Genomic DNA, 17624 nt, shown 5'->3' with positions numbered 1-17624 from the left:
GAAGAAGTCAGAATTCTGAATGCAATCAGTGGGGGATTCAGACTCTTTGATGTGAGATGTCTAATCCAAAATCCAAAATCCAAAATCTAAAATTTCCTAATGTCCTTTAATATCTCAGCTTGGTCGATCAAAAAACCTGTTCCCACGATAGTTTTATTTTTAATTTTGACGATTGTGGGTTGGTTCTCCTTCATATCCTTGGGGATTGATACTAACCCAAATATTGATGTGCCAACAGTTTCGATAAAAGTCAGCCAACCGGGTGCAGGCCCAACAGAACTAGAATCCCAAGTGACGAAAAAAATTGAAGATGCCGTCGCAGGGTTGGGCAATATCGATTTTATGATTTCCACAGTCAGCGATGGGAATTCTAATACGACAATCAATTTTGTTTTGGGAACAGATAGCGATCGCGCCACCAATGATGTTCGCAATGCGATCGCTCAAATTCGTCAAGATTTACCCCAAGATATCAACGATCCAATTGTGGAACGCCTGGAATTTTCCGGCGGCCCGGTGATTACTTACGCAGTTAAATCAGATCAGCGTTCTGTAGAAGAATTAAGCAACCTCGTAGACCAAACCATTAGCCGCGCCTTATTAGGAGTCCGTGGTGTGGCACAAATTCAGCGCGTGGGTGGAGTTGACCGAGAAATTCGGATTAACCTCAATCCAAACCGCTTACAATCTCTAGCTATCACCGCCACCCAGGTAAACGATCAAATTCGCGCTTTGAACATTAACTTACCCGGCGGACGGGCCGAAGTTGGTGGTAGCGAACAAAGTATCCGCACCTTAGGAAGTGCCGACAGTGTGGATATGTTGAAAACCTACGAAATCCTCTTACCACAAGGTGGTTCCGTACCCTTATCCACCTTGGGAACCGTAGAAGATAAATTTGGCGATGTGCGTCAATCCGCCCGCTTGAATAATCAACCTGTGGTAGCTTTCCAAGTGTTGCGTAGTACTGGCAGCGTTCTGGTGAGTGTGGAAGAAGGAGTAAAAGCAGCAGTCAAAGAACTGGAAAAAACCCTTCCCGCAGATGTCAAACTGGATTTAATTTTTACTAGAGCCGATATTGTTCGCCAATCCTACCAAAGCACCATTGATGAATTGATTCAAGCTTCGGTGCTAGCGGTCATCGTTATTTTAGTATTTTTGCGGGACTGGCGAGCAACATTAATTACGGCTGTTGCCTTACCCTTGTCAATAATTCCCACCTTCGCAGTGCAGCAAGCCCTTGGTTACACCCTCAACAACATGACTTTATTGGCATTAGCGTTGGCGGTGGGCAACTTGGTAGATGATGCCGTCGTGGAAATTGAAAACATGGAACGGCACATGGCTATGGGTAAATCATCTTGGGAAGCTGCTTTTGATTCTTCTAACGAAGTAGGATTAGCGGTAATAGCAAGTGCAGCGACGATTATTGCTGTGTTTCTGCCCGTTGCCTTTATGGGTGGGATTCCGGGGCAATTTTTTCAACCATTTGGTGTTACCGTTGCCGTTTCTACAATTTTCTCCACTCTTGTAGCGCGGATGGTTACGCCGATGATGGGGGCGTATCTTTTGAAAGAGAAGGGGGCAGGGGGCAGGGAGCAGGGGGCAGGGGGAGTAATAAAATTTTTGAATTTCAAATTTACACTTCCAGGTAGCGGGAACGGAAGTAGAAATAGAACTCAAAAGCGTCAGGGTTTTCAACCTTATAGATCACTTCTCCAGTGGGCGTTACGCCATAGATTGACAACAATGGCGATCGCTTTAGCTTTCTTCATTGCCAGTGCGATGCTGGTTCCCTTAATTCCCAAGGGTTTTGTTGATGATGGTGACTTCGGAATTTCCAACGTATCTATAGAATTACCTCCTGGTTCTACTTTGTCAGACGTTAATAAGGTAGTCACACAAGCGACTGATATTATTCGGCAAAACTCAGTAGTTGAACGTGTACTAGCAATAGAAGAGATCAATTCTGCAACCCTTGCCATTAATCTCAAACCCAGAGAAGAACGAAATATTTCTCAAAAACAGTTTGAGGAAGAAGTACGCCCTTCTTTTGAGGAAATACCGGGAGCTAGAATTAGTTTCCAAAGTCAGTCACCTGGTGACAGCCGTAAAGGTTTATCAATTGTTCTGAGGAGTGAAAATCCCGAAGCATTGAGTCAAGCTGCTGATGCTCTAGAAAAGCAGATGCGATCGCTAGCCGGATTGGTAGAAGTATCTTCGACTGCGAGTTTAGTTAAACCAGAGATTTTGGTAATTCCTAACCCACAACGGGCAGCAGATTTGGGAGTTACAGTGCAAGCGATCGCTCGGACTGCTTCCCTTGCCACCATCGGCGACAATGATGCAAACTTGGCAAAATTTAATTTGAGCGATCGCCAAATTCCCATTCGTGTACAAATCGATCCGAAAGCGCGGGCTGACATCAATACAATCACAAATCTGCAAGTCCCCAGTCAAAATGGCAGCTTGATTCCCCTCGTCGCAGTTGCAGACATCCGCTTTGGTAGTGGCCCTGCTACCATCAACCGTTACGATCGCGCCCGTCAAGTTGCCGTAGAAGCCAATTTGCAAGGAATTTCTTTAGGAGAGGCAGTCCAGACAATTAACCAACTACCTGCGATGCAAAACTTACCGCCAGGAGTAGTACAGCAACCTTCAGGCAGTGCCAAAATTATGCAAGATATTTTCGGTCGCTTGGGCGGTGCATTAGGACTGGCATTAATGTGTATCTATGCGATTCTGGTGCTGCTGTATAACAACTTCCTCCATCCATTATCGATTATGGCAGCCTTGCCCTTTTGTTTAGGCGGCGTATTGGTAGCGTTGATGGTTGCCCAAAAGCCCTTGGGACTTTATGCCCTGATTGGTGTAGTGTTGCTGTTGGGGATTGTCACCAAAAACTCGATTCTGTTAGTTGACTATACAATCATCAACATGCAGGAAGGTAAAACCCAACGTCAGGCACTCGTTGAATCGGGTGTGTCACGTCTGCGCCCGATTATGATGACTTCTTTAGCAACTATCGCAGGTACTTTACCCCTAGCATTAGGAATTGGCGCAGGTTCTGAAGTTCGCCAACCAATGGGAATTGCTATTATGGGCGGTTTCACAACTTCCACCCTACTGACACTGCTGGTAGTGCCAGTGATATTTAGCTACATTGACAACTTCCAAACTTGGTTTATGCATACATTGCGCTATGGCTTTGGCAAGAAACCATCGCGCCAATAATTATTTATTGTAGAGACGGCGATTTATCGCGTCTCCCGCCTCGTGCCCAATTTGTGCGATCGCATTTATCAGTGGGAATCATAACAAACAGATTCACTACGGTAAATATCAATGGCTTACCAAAACATCACCGCCTCCCTTTCCCCAGCAGATATCCAAGAAATTAAAGCAGCCTTTGCGACTATCCAAGCAAAAATGCCTTTTCTGGTGACTCTTAGTGCAGAAGAACGACGCAACTTATTTAAGATGGGCGATAAAAGACTAGCTTTTGTCAACAATAGCTTGATTGCTGCCCAATCTAACCGAGACATTTTACCAGCCAGCTTTGATTTAGATGAATTTGTGCGGGATTACCAACTAGCCGCTAACCTCACCGAAGTTTTGATTGGATTGCGACAACTGACAGAACAGGTAGATGATACCCTAATGGCAGTCGGTAGCGAAGCAATGGGTAGTAGTTTGACAGTTTATGATTACGTCAAGACTGCTGCTAAGAAAACTCCAGGGTTAAAAACTATTGTTGAACAATTAGGCGAACGGTTTAAAGCTATTAAAAGTAAACCCGCCAAAGCTACTGTCGATTCTTAAAGGCTTTTAAAAAAGCCTTTAGTGTGTAGCCAATACTTTGAGATCCCCCTAAATCCCCCTTAAAAAGGGGGACTTTGACTCCGGTTCCCCCCTTTTTTAAGGGGGGTTAGGGGGGATAAAAACGTTAACTGAACCCTATTTATCGCCTTAAAAAGGATGACTTTAATTCCGGTTCCCCCCTTTTTTAAGGGGGGTTAGGGGGGATCTCCAATGACTATGCACCAAAACCCACGCAGTATTGGGTAGGGGGCATAACGACCAGAAACTATGACAAACCAACTCAATAGCAGCAATCTCTATCTACCTTACAATCCAAAGCTTGTAGAAAGAGCAAAAGAACTTCGTAAAAATATGACCCCAGCAGAAAAAAAGCTGTGGCATGAATATTTGAGAAATTTCCAATATCGGGTTTTAAGACAACGACCGATTAATCATTTCATAGTTTATTTCTACTGTCCTACTTTACAAACAGTGATTGAAATTGATGGGGATAGCCATTTTACAGATGAAGGTCAAGATTATGATCTGGAGAGAACAAACATTTTGGAAGGCTATGGTTTAAAGATTATTAGGTTTACAAATAGTCAAGTTTTAAATCACTTTGATAGTGTGTGTGAGCAGATACAGCAGATGATCCCCCCTAACCCCCCTTAAAAAAGGGGGGAACTGGAATTGAAGTCCTCCTTCTTAAGGGGTATTTAGGGGGATCTCAAAAAACGAACCGGTAAAACTTCTTAAAGTCCCCCTTCTTAAGGGGGATTTAGGGGGATCTCCAATGACTATGCACCTTAACCGAATCATATTGAGAGTCTCCCGATTTGCAAAACGAGATGTATATTTTGGTCAATGAACCTCAAAGCATCGCCGCTGAACCTCAAAGCATCACCGATGAACCTCAAAGCATCACCGATGAACCTCAAAGCATCACCGATGAACCTCAAAGCATCATCGATGAACCCCAAAGCATCATCGATGAACCTCAAAGCATCATCGCTGAACCTCAAAGCATCGTCAATGAACCTCAAAGCATCGTCAATGAACCTCAAAGCATCGCCGATGAACCTCAAAGCTTCGTTAATGAGCCTTTAATACTCGTCCACAAGCATTAGAGGCTCTAAATCAGGAATTAGGAATTGCAAGCTTGGTATTATACCGATAGCCGCGTGTAATCTGCCGCCTTGCCCTGATTTATGCTCATAACTCCCCGCCACACTAACAAGCTCTCCCTCTTTTCCCTTTTCTGTTTCACCCTACTCCTGACTTTCCTCCTCTCTCTACCTTGGGTAAACGCTAAAGAAACCCCCAAACCCAAACCCCAAGATTGGCAGATTAACGGTATATTAGCCGCCCTTGATGATGAACACGACCAAGTTAAAGGATATGCATGCTCTCAAGCAATTAGTTGAATATAATCTCAAAGATTTAAAATCCCTGGTGAAGAAACCAGAGGATATTGCCGAGAAAGCTGCCAATATCCTCAAGAATGAAAAGGTGGACGCCGACGTTCGTAGAAGTGCGGCATCGGCATTGGGAAAAATCAGACAACTGAAATTAAAAGAGGTTGCTGTAGTTTTGAATTATGTCTACGAACCAAATCAGGGAAGTTTTGGTTATGGTCAGAATAATTATGAATTTTGGCGATTTTGGACTTATTTCCTGGGTGGCGGCACTGATCAAGTGCAAACTTTACTAAAATGGCTTGGCAGACCTCAAGCAACTCCCGATAATCTGAAGCACCCTGAAGGTGTCAAAACACTAGAAGAATTCCGTACTACCTGGAAACTCAGTCAAGAATTTCCACGTTTACAACAAGACTTAGCTAGGCAAATTGCTGTAGTTGCCAGAAAAGTCTCTTGGCAACAACAAGATATTTTGATTTTAGAAACTCACTACCACAACCTGAAAAACGCCGGCTACAACGAAGCTGACTCACTGCAATCAGTCATAATTAACCTCAAAGGTTGGCAGTGGTTTTTCAACGCCAGAATTACTATCCTGTCTCACGCTGCCTTTTGGCTTGCTCTCATCTTTGCCTACCCCAAATTCCCCCAAATCCAAGCCATCTTCTTCTGGAACCCTTGGGTACGCCGCATCTTAGGCATGGTCTACGTAGGCTTTCTCCTCACCTGGTTTCCCCCCTTCCGCCGCAAATTATTTGAACCCTTCAAACCTTCTCTATTAGCCGATGCCGGGTTAGATAATTTTCATGACCATTCATACTTCCCAGAATCTAAAGTTAAAGTCCCCACTTCAGGAGACATCCTCCCCATAACCGCAGCCCTACCCAGTATTCAAGGACAAATTATCTTAGAAGGAGATTCCGGCTTAGGCAAGTCGATGTTTCTCCGTCATCTGTTGAAAAACTCCCAGCGCATCGTCGTTTATCTCCCCGCCCAAAAATGTCATAAAGGCGTAATTGAAGCCATCCAAGACAAGCTACACGGCCAAGCCCAAGATGCCGGCTTCCTGAAAAACCTGATTTACAGTGGCGCCATAGATATCTGCATCGACGGACTCAACGAAGTCACCGCCGAAACCCGCGCCAAAATCTGCCAGTTTGTGGAAAGCTATTTCCGGGGCAACATTATCATGACTACCCAGCCCCTAGAGTGGACACCCCCCTCAACAGCCAAAACCTACTACTTGCAGCCCCTTGAGCAACAACAAATTCAAGAGTTTTTGATCTCCCGTCAGCCGCGACTACCCAAAGATGCCAAAATTCAAGGTGCTGATTACGTCCAAGCTTGCACCAATTATTTAACAGAAGTCCTCAATAACCAACAAGCCAAAGAAGAGTTAGATGCTGTCCGCCGCATTCTTTCCAATCCAATGGATCTAACAGTGGTAGCGCTGATGTTATCACAAGGTAAACAGCCAAACTTGTTTCGCTTGCAAGAACAGCAATACAACCTGATGGCGGCAGAATACCAGCAAGAATGGAAACAAGAATTTCCGCTCAAAAGATTTTCCGCCGCCGTCTACCAAATGCGACTCGAAGACAAACAAGCCCTACCTGGAGATGAATTTCACCAAGTTGTCATGTCTTTAGAAGACGAGAAATACAAAATGGTAGTCAGCCGTCAGTGGCAAGAAGATGAAAAAAGCGAAGCCAAGAAGAAAGAATGGTACTTTCGCCACGATAAAATCATGGATTTCTTTTTGGTGCAAAACTTTCTCGGCGAAAGTGATTCAGCCGAAGGACTATTAGTTGATAGAATGGGCGATCCGCGTTTTCGTGGTGTTTATTTCTTGCTAGCAACCCTACTTGAGGAAGATGCAGCCCAAGAACTGCGAGAAAAATTGATTCAATACGCGGCGGATACCAAAGACAATACAGTGAGTAATACCTTTGTGCAGTTATTGCGAACGAGTAAGAAAGTTAAATCCCAATACAGTTCAAAATGAGCAACAAAACCCTCATGTAGAGACGCGATTTATCGCATCTTCTTTGTTTGTGTAGCCACGTTTACGCGGTGTACCGTAGGCAATTCTATTGCCTTGGCTCTAAGTGCGATCGCATTCATCGCTATGATCGAGTGAGTAACTAGGAGTTGATCTGAGAAATGCCTAACCCGCTATACGATCAAGATTTGCAATTATGGATTGAGCAAACCATTCAACAGTTACAAAATCATGAATTTGAGGCGTTGGATATTGAGCATTTGATTGAGGAACTAGTTGATTTGGGTAAAGCAGAAAAAAATGCACTCAAAAGCAATCTGACAATTTTGTTGGCGCATTTACTCAAGTTACGCGTTCAGTATGATGTCCCCGATAGCATGAAAGGAAGCTGGTATAGCTCCATACTTGAACATCGTCAGCGAGTTATCAATAATTTGGCAGATACTCCTTCTCTCAAAAGTTTTCTGGTAGAGGCGGTGGAAAAAGCCTACCCAGATGCTCGTAAGCTAGCCATTAAGGAAAGTAAGCTAGGTAAGTTTGGAATTCGCATACCCCACGAAAGTGACTATCCTACCGTTTGTCCTTTTTCGATTGAGCAGATTCTAGATGAGGATTTTTACGGGCTGTAGAAAATTGCTTCTGCTGTTATGTTCTTTTACATCTAGATAGATAGACAGGTGAACCGAAAGGTTCTACAATCTGAACTGATTGTGGTAATATTACCTATTGCCCAATCCAAATCTGCATAGTAAAGATTTTCTAGTGATTGCGTTTGATTGCGGAAGCACTAAATTAATATAAGAAAGTCTTGAGTAAAGGGCAGCAAACAAATGGATGTAAAGCTGATTCTAGCTGGATTAACAGTTATATTCACGATTTCGTGCTTATTTTTTGGCACGAAAAATGGATTCTATGATTCAGATAACTATCACGGAAATGGCTCGGCACATTGAGATAAATCTGTAGACGCTTAGGCGACTTGCCGTAAGGCGATTTGGCTAAGAGCGCTCAGAACTTGCAAAGAGAAAATAAACAAGAGGCATCCTTTACCTCCTAGTTTGAAGGCTTCTCTCTCGTTAGCCCACTTTTCCGAACCAGTGCGGGTTCGGTGGAGGCGTCCTCCCCAATCAAAAATCTGTATTCTCAGGGTGTAGGGGCGCACGATAAAACTTACCCCTAAGTCACAAAACCAAAATTTGTGTAACTTTTGGCTTTTGGGATATGTCCATGATGATGAGGTTTGAGGGGAGGAGAGCATGAGGGATAATCTGTCGGCATCTTCTCGCGTAGATGCTGCGGAAGTGGGTAGTGAATTAGAATGTTTGCCCTATAGCGTCCAGCATTACGATGAGGGCGTGTGTTTATTGGTAAAGATGGGGCCACACCGCATCCTATTGGACTGTGGTATGGAAGATATCTCATTGCTGGCTAAGGGGCTTACTAAGTCGATACGTGGAGCTAGTTCGCCCCTACCAGCAGATTTAGTTTTGATTAGTCACGCCCACCCAGATCATGCCAGAGGCTTACTGGCACTGCATAAAGCTTATCCTAAGTTACCTATTTATGGCAGCGAAGTAACCAGCAAGTTACTGCCACTGAATTGGCTAGACCAAGACGCTGAGAAAATTTCCCAATTTTGTCATGCCTTGCCGTTGCGATCGCCTGTGGAATTCCAAGAGGGTTTGGTGGCAGAATTATTTCCCGCAGGGCATCTACCAGGGGCAGTGGCAATTCTCCTTACCTACACCACCAAGCAGCGTACTTACAAGCTACTGTATACGGGTGATTTTTTCCTGTCAAACTCCCGGCTGGTAGAAGGTTTGCGTTTAGAGGAACTGCGGGGCTTGGACTTGGATGTACTGATTATTGAAGGCAGTTATGGTACATCCCGCCATCCCCATCGCCGCAACCAAGAAAATCAACTAGCAGAACGGATTAATCGCGCGATCGCTGACCATTGTTCTGTAATCCTTCCCACCCCGGCTTTAGGATTGGGTCAAGAACTGCTAATGCTCTTGCGGTCACATCACCACTTCACCGGACGAGATTTAGATATCTGGGTAGATGGTGCTGTCGCTACTGGCTGTGATGCTTATCTAGAACTACTTCCACACCTTCCCCCATCTGTACAGAACTTCGCCCGCCATCAACCCTTGTTTTGGGATGAACGGGTGCGTCCCCGCGTGCGTCGTTTACAACCAGAACATCGTGCCACTGTGGGCAAGTCACCCTGTATAGTCCTTACCGACTCTACGGATGATTTAGGTAAGCACTGCCAGCTAGACACAGGCCCTTGGCTAATCCTCCTACCAGAAAAAATTGATATAAGAGTTAACAAAGAATATTTAGCACCTACCACTGTCGAAACCTATCTCCTGGCTCAACATAGTGATGGCCCTGGTACTACGCAGCTAATTCATAATTTGCGACCCCAGCATGTAATTTTTGTCCACGGTTCTCCTGCCTACTTGGCAGACCTGACTAGCTTAGAAGAGTTGCAAAACCGCTACCATATACATTCCCCGGCGGCTGACACCTTAGTAGAACTGCCTATCGGCGATACATTTTTACAACCGGCAGCACCAGAAACCAACTACGAAGGCGAACTGACAGAGATGGGAACAGTAATCACAATCACCCTAGCAGATGTGATTACTACTGATCCTCGTTGGCGACAATTTGCCGATACTGGTTTAATCGAAGCTCGTTGGCAAGGGGAAGAACTAGTATTAAGGGGATTGTCTCAACGAGAATTGCTCAACCAAAATAGCGATCGCTATACATGGACAGATGTAGACTGTTGCGGTACCTGCCGACACCAAAGGGGGCAGCGGTGTTGGAACCCAGCTTCCCCGTTGTATAACTTTAAGGTAACTCTAGAAGGTTACTGTCCTGCCTTTGAAGGTTTGAATGATAGCCAATAGTCATTAATCCGCTGCCCTTTATCATTTTTAATTAATGACTAATGACTAATGACTAATGACTATTAACTAATGACTAATTATTCTGGATTCGAGTCAGTGTAACGGTTGTGAATGCGTTCAGCTTCGGGACAGTCTTCTGTCATTAGAGGTTCCACATTCCCGCGCGGTACTGAAGCCAATTTTTGCGTTACAGCACCAATGCTCTCGAGGCGAACCATTTCTTCCCAAGAACAAACTTCGTCCTCTTCTTCTGTTTCATAGCGTAGGGTCACTAAATCTCCCTCTATGTCGATGATGCGGGCGCGTTCAATCCAGCGTTGCTGGTCCCGCAAGAAAACACATACCTCGCGCCCATCGCAACAGAGTTGATAAATCTTGCGGTGTAGCATGTACTGTTTCTGCCTTTTTAAACAACGTAGTTAAACCTGTCAAATCTGGGTTCTACCCCATTACATTACACCTTTAAGAGGTTAATTTCACTGTTCGGAACAACTATGCTTCATGACCCAATCCCAAGACTTGCTTATATTTGTCAAAATCTTAGGAAATATTGGGTAATAAATCAATGGTTGCTCTAGCAATGAACTCAATCTCCTTCTGGCTCATTCTACGGAATGTCTGCTTCAGAGAAGTCAAACAATTCGGAACCTGTCCTAACCAGGTTCATATTTGTTGATGAGTCATTCTTACCATTATGTAATAAAGAATACTCCAAAACAATTGTTGATTGCGGTTGTTTAACTTGCCTACTTTTACTCATTGGCATTACTGGGAAGTCCGGGGACTTAGCTTTACTTTTACCCATGTGTATCTGATCTTAACTCATTCTCTTGCTGACCTTGATGGTTTTCAACAACAACATCCAAAGAGTTTTGAGTTTTTGAGATTTTTGCCTGATTCAGCACTCAGGAAAAACGAAAGGAGATAAGAGTAGGGGCATAGAAGAGAAAGACTTCCTTACACAAAGTTCCTGCTCCCCTGCTTGCCCTGTGGAAGTATCAGCAAGATTTATATGGTATGGGAAATTCTATGAGCGCATTCGACGAGGATGCTTCCCGTTTAATTTGACCGGCGCGAACTGCATCGTATAGGGCTGCAATGACTGGCAAATCCTCTGACTGATAGCATTTAGTTACCAGCACTTGATGGAGTAAACCCTCAGATTCAACACTAAGATATCCAGTTTGGAAAGCAGATTCAATGATTGTGCGAATCATCTCGGTTAGGGCAGAGTAAACAATTTGTTACCTCAAGTGTGGAACATTTTCCTGTATTACTAATTGATATGGAACATTGGTATCATGTGATTATAGTTACAAGTAATTAGTGATTCATATCACAAGAATGCTTCATAATAAGAGTTTTTGATGGGACTGCTTAGTGATGTACAGTCAAATTTTAATACAATCCTGTTCAGCATTAATGTCTAAAAGCTACATGGTTTGGATGGTTTGGCAAAATTAAACTATAGAAAAAATTTTAGACAAGTATCCAAAAAATATAGTGAAACATAAGCAATCAAGCCAAAAACTGGCGGAAATCTTCATCCTTTTTACTTAATTGCACCCAGTCTAGGTTTAAAGACTGGAATTTTTGCACCAAGCGATCGCAAGCCGGACGTTCGGTAGCGTAATGTCCAGCATCGATTAAAATGAGATTGCGATCGCGGCTTTCTTGAAATTGATGAAATTTACAGTCAGAAGTCAGATAAGCTTGAGCACCACTTTTGGCGACGGCTGAAATAAAACTAGCCCCCGAACCACCCAAAACGGCAACTCGTGAAATTGTTTGCTGTAAATCAGCACTTGGGGAAAAAATCAGATTAGGAGGAGCAAGTCGCGTTTGAATGGCTGCAAGTAACTCCTGTAATGTCATAAATGGCTCTAGCGAACCAATACGACCATATCCTAATCCTGCTTGTGTAGATTCTATGGGAGTGACTTCTTTAAGTTCTAAAATCTGAGCTAAAACATCAGCAGTCCCATCTTGCACTTGGTCGAAATTCGTGTGGGCAGTGTAGATACCAATATTGTGCTTAAAGGACAACCGTACCATTTCTGCGATCGCTTCACCACTGCGTAAAGATTTGGGAGGAGTAAAAATCAAGGGATGATGAGCAAAAATCAGATTAGCATTTTCTGCGATCGCTTCTTGCATTACTGCCAAAGTCGGTGTCAAACATACTAAAACCCGTGCTTTTTCCTGCAACAATCCTGGTTCAATCTGCCAGCCGCAATTATCCCAGCTTTCACACCAAGCGGGATTTGCCCATGTTTCAAACCAAGTAATTAAGTCAGCAATTTTCATAATTATGTTCTTCAGCAATTTTTTATTGCTAATCAGTGTCTCTGTGGTTGAATATTTAATTTTAATGCTAATTGCTGGCGCATCTCCTGGAAAGGTTTGTTCCATACAGGGCTGTCATCCCAGTTCCACACTGCCACTGGAATCAGTTGTTCTTCAGCAAGATAAGTTAGTAGACGGTATTCATCTTCTGGTTCACGAGAAAATGTGAATGGATTGCGGTAGCCGCTATCACATAGTTTATAGGATGTTATTTGTCCGTGATTAATCCGTTGTAAAATTTCCTTACCTTTGACGAGCAAATAATCCAAAAAAACCAGACTAAAAGGCTCTATATGTTCGCGCTTTTGTGGGTCTTTTTGTACCCATCTTGCCCACTCAAATCCATACATAAAATCGTGAACGTAACGGAAGCGTATTTCCGTTTTATTTCCGAACATCTCTGTCAGAGAGACCATCTTTTTACCAAAAAGCTTTAAAAAAGGAACAGCACCCTCTTCTGCCATTAAAGCTTGTCTGAGCATACTACTCACCATAAAATCAAAATCCCAGAAGATATTTTCTGGGAAGTTTTGCAACTGAGTACGGACTATGCTTTCAAGAGTTTCTCGAAGAGTGGTGAAAATTTCAATGTCTATGTTTTGTTCAGTAATCAAATCCTCCAACTCTGCAAAACTGGTAATTAATGTCTTTTGAGGATTAAGTGATAACAGGGTAAGAGACTGTTGGGCAAGTATTTCATCAATAAATTGGAAAGTATGAGTTGGTGCCAGTTCTTGCTTCATAGTAATTGAAATAGCCCAAACAGCTTATATTAAATATTATTTTATAATAGAATAACTAGAACATTAAATAACTACAAATAAACTTAACTATTAAATTTACAAATTTACATGAATTTTTAGTCTATATTCTGATTAATTTTGCATGATCAATTTTCAAGAAAAAGCTATCACGGCGAAGTTTATTTAATGCATATCACCGCGAGTTTATGAGATTATACCCAAAGGCTAGGCAGGATAACTAGAGTATTTAAACTCTATAAAACTCCACCTTAAATAAAACTTGAGAATCAGCTATCCAGAAATGTGAACAACCAATTCTCTTAAATGACTGTGCTGGCGGTGTTCCCAAATATAAATTCCCTGCCAAGTTCCCAGTACCAGATGACCACGATTAATGGGAATATGTTCAGAAGTTTGGGTGAGTGCAGTACGAATGTGTGCTGGCATATCATCGGGACCTTCTGCATCGTGGATGTATTTTCCCGATTCTGGGACGAGTTTTGCCATAAAGTTAGCTAAATCCACAAGTACATCGGGATCGGCATTTTCTTGAATGACTAAACTGGCTGAAGTGTGGCGTAAAAATAAAGTACAAAGACCAGTTTCAACTCCTGATTCTGCAACTGTAGCTTCAATTTTCGCAGTGATATTGTAAAAAGATTTACCAGTGGTGGAAATTTTTAGTAACTTTTGGTAGTGAGTCATCTGTAAATTTGATTGATTATTGACTAATAACCGTTAATTTTTTAGTTTGGATGATTTTTCCACCATATCACTAAAGTTTATAGCGGTTATCGTTTGTATACAATACGCGCTTTAAGCGCACATCTGTGCGCTCCTACTGTATTTTACATAATTGAAAACGGCTATAACCTCCTTATAGGAAAGCTAGCAGTTTATTCGATGTTGTAAATTCAGTAAAGTTTAATTACTGCGAAAATAGTTGATAATAGCATGAGCGATCGCTTCATTACCATCCTTAGTAATTGGTTCAGATTGCTTTGGCGATTGAGGTAACTCACGTAGAAAATCCCAAGTCCCTTGAAAAAACTCAGATGGGGTGATGATTTGATGCTGGTTATAATTTGTTATGCCTTCTATTAGAAATGTTGCTTCAGCAAAGTCCTCACGCAGCATCGTAACAATGGGTACGTCTAATAGTGTGGCTTCAGCAAAAGTACTGTAACCAGGTTTAGAAACAACTCGCCCAGAAATAGGCATAAAATCTACAGGGCGGTATTTGCGGTCATTAATTTTCACTAAATTAGGTAAATTAGGGGCAGATTGATCAAAGACGATAAATTGCCAATCTGGAAACCGCCGCAGGTTATCATAGGGAATTTGCTGTAAACCCAAGCCGCCAAAGGTCAACAAAATAGTTTTTTCCACTGGTGCAGTTATTCCCCAAAGAGAACGTAAATCATCAGCAGGGTAACGGGGGGAACCGCCTGTTAAGCCAACATCTGTGATATTGTGAAAAGCCTGCATCGGTTCGTGGAAGGGAAGACGAAATAAGCGATCGCACTTTGAATACCAATCACTAATCCAATCTGCAACTGCGGTAAATTCACCTCCCCAATCTCGGTAGATAAAGTCCCAGCCAAAGTTACTCATCATCCAGCAGGGAATATTTGCACCTTTGGCAAACCCAGGAGCAAGGAAGGGAATATCTGCCAAAATCAGATTAACGCGATTCTGGCGGATAAAATTTGCTTCTGAAGCAATGAGCGAATTTTGTTGTTTCTTAATATCTAGCAACTTTTCTAAAGTCGCTACTTTATCCATTGTCAAACTATCGGTTTGCACTACACCCAAATCAAATGCACGGGGACGATAGATAAAATCGCCTTCTATGTAGCACTCTAGCAACCAGCGCGGGGCTGTAGTCACCATAATTAGCAGAACTTCTGGACATAATTTTTGAATTGTCGCAGCTACAGAAGCCATGCGGGTAGTATGTCCAAAGCCGTGGTTAGTGATGGCTAAGTATAAGATTGGGCGTTCCATTTTAACCAAGATTACTTGTACGAAGAAGTCCAAACTATTTTAGATGTGTCTTTAGGCTCGATAACAGGTTGGAAACAAGCCTATGAACAGAATGGAGTTGATGGACTACGGTTAAACCACAAAGAAAAGAAAAGCTACTTGAGTAGCGAACAACGAGAAGAAGTATTGAGATGGTTGCAAACCAAGGACTGTTGGGAGCTTGGAGAACTAGAGTATAAGTTAGCTTTTGAATACGACGTGGTTTATGAGTCAAAACAAAGTTACTATGACTTGTTCGATGCAGCTGACATCAGTTGGAAGAAAACAACAAAGCTACATCCGAAAGCCGATGCAGACGCTGTTGCAGAAAAAAAGAGATTCAGTCATTGTTGGCAAACCACCGCTACGAAATCGAAACAGGAAAGCTAAATTTTGTATTGGAGAGCGATTACGCCCGCTGATGGCATCGCAAAAGTTTTCGGTCTACTGAATTTCATCTAACTTCCCTTGCGCTTCCACTCTCCCTGCTTTCATCACAATAATCTGATCGGCGCGGCGCAAGACTGAACGCCGATGAGAAACCACAAGACAGGTCGGTGTCCAATTATTTTGCTCTGGTTCTGTGCTGTTAAAGAATATTTGCGACCATAAAGCCAATTCTGTCTCTACATCCAAAGCGCTAGAAAGGTCATCAAACACCAACAATTCCGGTTGACGCACAAACATCCGCGCGGCTGCTACACGCTGTATTTGTCCACCAGAAAGCCGCACACCTTTAGAACCAACTAAAGTTTCTAGACTTTCATTCATAGTTGCTAAATCTTGCTCAAACACAGCCATGTTTAAAGCTGTAGCGATATCTTCATCATCTTTAGACAAGCCCAACAAAATATTTTCTCGCAGGGTGTAGCTAAACAATTGAGGAATTTGGGGAGTATAAGCACTGCGAGGTGGAACAAAGAAACTGGCGGGGTCTTCAATAAGATGCCCATTCCAGTAAATACATCCACTTTGCATAGGTAATAATCCTAACAATAGCCGCAGCAATGTAGTTTTGCCAGAACCAATCTGACCAGTAATCACAGTCAAACTACCACGCTGCATCTCAAAGCTAATATCTGTAATTCCTTGATTAGTACCAGGATAAATATAAGTTAAATTAGATACTTTTAATGATTGCAGGCGGTAAGCGCTAGCCATGCCGTCAAGCTTATCGCTTTGCTCGCCGTAGGCATCGCTTTTATTCTTCAACGGTTGTTCGACTGAGGGCAAGAGTTTTTTGCGACCATTCAGGTCATTAAGATAAAGTTGATTAGGAGCTACCAAAGTATCTACTGATACATCAGACAGTAAACTAGCCATACGTTCAAAAGAAACTTCTGTGTGCTTATACAAAGCCATAAAGCCGCCGAGAAAATTAAAAAAGCTAGTTACAAACGAAAGATTATACACAAACAAAGCAAAGTCACCCACTGTCAACTTACCAACACCACTCTGCATTAATTGGGAAGCCAGCAGCAGAATTATCCCTGTCCCCAGACTCACCATATTTTGAAATAGAGAATTCAGAATAGCATTGAATAGGCTATCCTTAATCATCATATGGCGGCGTTTATCATTGAGGGTGCGAAAGTAATCCAGCACATTTTCTTCTGCTCCAGCTACTTTAATCGCTTGTACTGAGCCAAATATTTCGCCTAAAATTCCTGTCACCTTTTCGGTTGCTTCGCGGCTGGCTGTTCTATACTGTTTAATACGAGTTTCTGCTCGTTGAACAATCACTATCATCCCCACCACCGGCAGAAACACAAACAATGTCATTTGGACATTGATACTTAATAAAATTACTAAAGAAATAACAGAAAATATACCTTGTCCTAAAAGTTCTGATATCAATGCCACATTTTCTTCTACTTGTTCGGCATCATCACGAAAGTAGCTAATTATTTCACCCTGAGATACAGTTTTTTCAGCCTCTTTACTAACAACCATTGGTCGTGCTGTAGGATTTTTAAAAAGGCGATCTAACAAATTATGTCGCAGTAATGACCGCATAATGAAACGGTGCTGAGTTTTGGTAACACGCCCCGCAAATATAAGCGCAATGTGTCCCGAATTCAGAGCTAGTAATAATGCAATTAAAGTCAAAGGTGATAATCCGAATTGCGCCTTGTTAGTCAAGCTGTTGAAGAATTCCCGGATAATTAATCCAGGTAGGGCAGGCAACCCCATAATTAAAATCCAGAAGCAGGAGTCAATTGTGTATAATTTTGGTTTGTACCAAATCAGTTGCCATAATAATTCCCAACCTCTAAGCTTTTTTATTGACACCATGATATTTTATAATTCGTAATTCGTAATTCGTAATACTTCTCTACGAGAGGCTGCGCTCAGTACAAGT

Annotated in this window: 14 protein-coding genes and 2 pseudogenes; 8 read left to right on the top strand and 8 right to left on the bottom strand. The window is 42.6% G+C overall.

Translation table 11 applies throughout. The features are described 5' to 3' along the window. Positions 1-99 precede the first annotated feature (99 nt). The 6 genes and pseudogenes from H6G92_RS03175 to H6G92_RS03150 all read left to right on the top strand — a co-directional run bounded on the left by H6G92_RS03175 (position 100) and on the right by H6G92_RS03150 (position 7853). The gene (locus tag H6G92_RS03175; RefSeq protein WP_190890638.1) at positions 100-3234 is read left to right on the top strand and encodes an efflux RND transporter permease subunit; all 3135 of its coding nucleotides are present in this window, start codon (positions 100-102) and stop codon (positions 3232-3234) included. Between the two features lie 111 nt (positions 3235-3345). Then, positions 3346-3822 (top strand): hypothetical protein, encoded by a 477-nt coding sequence (locus H6G92_RS03170; protein WP_190890635.1) that lies wholly within the window; start codon positions 3346-3348, stop codon positions 3820-3822. Between the two features lie 267 nt (positions 3823-4089). Then, entirely contained in the window at positions 4090-4476 is a 387-nt protein-coding gene (locus H6G92_RS03165; RefSeq protein WP_190890633.1) for an endonuclease domain-containing protein, read from the top strand. A 176-nt stretch (positions 4477-4652) separates the two neighbouring features. Then, positions 4653-4931, top strand: coding sequence for a hypothetical protein (locus H6G92_RS03160; protein ID WP_190890631.1), 279 nt, complete (start codon positions 4653-4655; stop codon positions 4929-4931). Positions 4932-5292: 361 nt separating this feature from the next. Then, positions 5293-7227: pseudogene (locus H6G92_RS03155) on the top strand (NACHT domain-containing protein); the annotation flags it as partial. Positions 7228-7385: 158 nt separating this feature from the next. Then, positions 7386-7853 carry a DUF29 domain-containing protein gene (locus H6G92_RS03150; RefSeq protein WP_190890629.1) on the top strand — a complete coding sequence of 156 codons (468 nt, stop codon included), beginning with the start codon at positions 7386-7388 and terminating at the stop codon, positions 7851-7853. A gap of 341 nt (positions 7854-8194) precedes the next feature. Here H6G92_RS03150 and H6G92_RS03145 read toward each other — a convergent pair whose 3' ends face one another. Continuing rightward, a complete protein-coding gene (locus H6G92_RS03145; protein WP_190890626.1) occupies positions 8195-8482 on the bottom strand; it encodes a hypothetical protein in 288 nt (95 codons plus the stop codon). Between H6G92_RS03145 and H6G92_RS03140 the strand changes: the two genes are divergently transcribed. Next, the gene (locus H6G92_RS03140; protein WP_190890624.1) at positions 8481-10148 is read left to right on the top strand and encodes an MBL fold metallo-hydrolase; all 1668 of its coding nucleotides are present in this window, start codon (positions 8481-8483) and stop codon (positions 10146-10148) included. The genes H6G92_RS03145 and H6G92_RS03140 overlap by 2 nt on opposite strands. Before the next feature lie 77 nt (positions 10149-10225). On the opposite strand, the gene H6G92_RS03135 is transcribed toward H6G92_RS03140, so the two are convergent. From H6G92_RS03135 to H6G92_RS03110, 6 genes are all read right to left on the bottom strand, one after another. Continuing rightward, positions 10226-10537, bottom strand: a complete 312-nt coding sequence (locus H6G92_RS03135) for a DUF6679 family protein (RefSeq protein ID WP_012408115.1) — start codon at positions 10535-10537, stop codon at positions 10226-10228. Between the two features lie 609 nt (positions 10538-11146). Then, a complete protein-coding gene (locus H6G92_RS03130; protein ID WP_190890622.1) occupies positions 11147-11365 on the bottom strand; it encodes a hypothetical protein in 219 nt (72 codons plus the stop codon). Positions 11366-11666: 301 nt separating this feature from the next. After that, positions 11667-12455, bottom strand: a complete 789-nt coding sequence (locus H6G92_RS03125) for a Nif3-like dinuclear metal center hexameric protein (protein ID WP_190890781.1) — start codon at positions 12453-12455, stop codon at positions 11667-11669. A 32-nt stretch (positions 12456-12487) separates the two neighbouring features. Next, positions 12488-13237, bottom strand: coding sequence for a hypothetical protein (locus tag H6G92_RS03120; protein WP_190890620.1), 750 nt, complete (start codon positions 13235-13237; stop codon positions 12488-12490). 291 nt (positions 13238-13528) lie between these two features. Beyond that, positions 13529-13942, bottom strand: a complete 414-nt coding sequence (locus tag H6G92_RS03115; RefSeq protein ID WP_190890618.1) for a secondary thiamine-phosphate synthase enzyme YjbQ — start codon at positions 13940-13942, stop codon at positions 13529-13531. Positions 13943-14161: 219 nt separating this feature from the next. Then, on the bottom strand, positions 14162-15244 hold the full coding sequence (locus H6G92_RS03110) for a glycosyl transferase (protein WP_190890615.1): 1083 nt from the start codon (positions 15242-15244) through the stop codon (positions 14162-14164). A gap of 6 nt (positions 15245-15250) precedes the next feature. Between H6G92_RS03110 and H6G92_RS03105 the strand changes: the two are divergent. Beyond that, a pseudogene (locus H6G92_RS03105) lies at positions 15251-15663 on the top strand (winged helix-turn-helix domain-containing protein); the annotation flags it as partial. A gap of 43 nt (positions 15664-15706) precedes the next feature. Here the strand turns inward: H6G92_RS03105 and H6G92_RS03100 are convergent. Further along, entirely contained in the window at positions 15707-17557 is a 1851-nt protein-coding gene (locus tag H6G92_RS03100; RefSeq protein ID WP_190890613.1) for an ATP-binding cassette domain-containing protein, read from the bottom strand. Positions 17558-17624: the final 67 nt, after the last annotated feature.

It is taken from the genome of Nostoc foliaceum FACHB-393, assembly GCF_014698505.1.
Lineage (GTDB): Bacteria > Cyanobacteriota > Cyanobacteriia > Cyanobacteriales > Nostocaceae > Nostoc > Nostoc foliaceum_A.
Note: the sequence above shows the minus strand (reverse complement) of the source record. Positions and strands in the feature narration are given on the sequence as shown.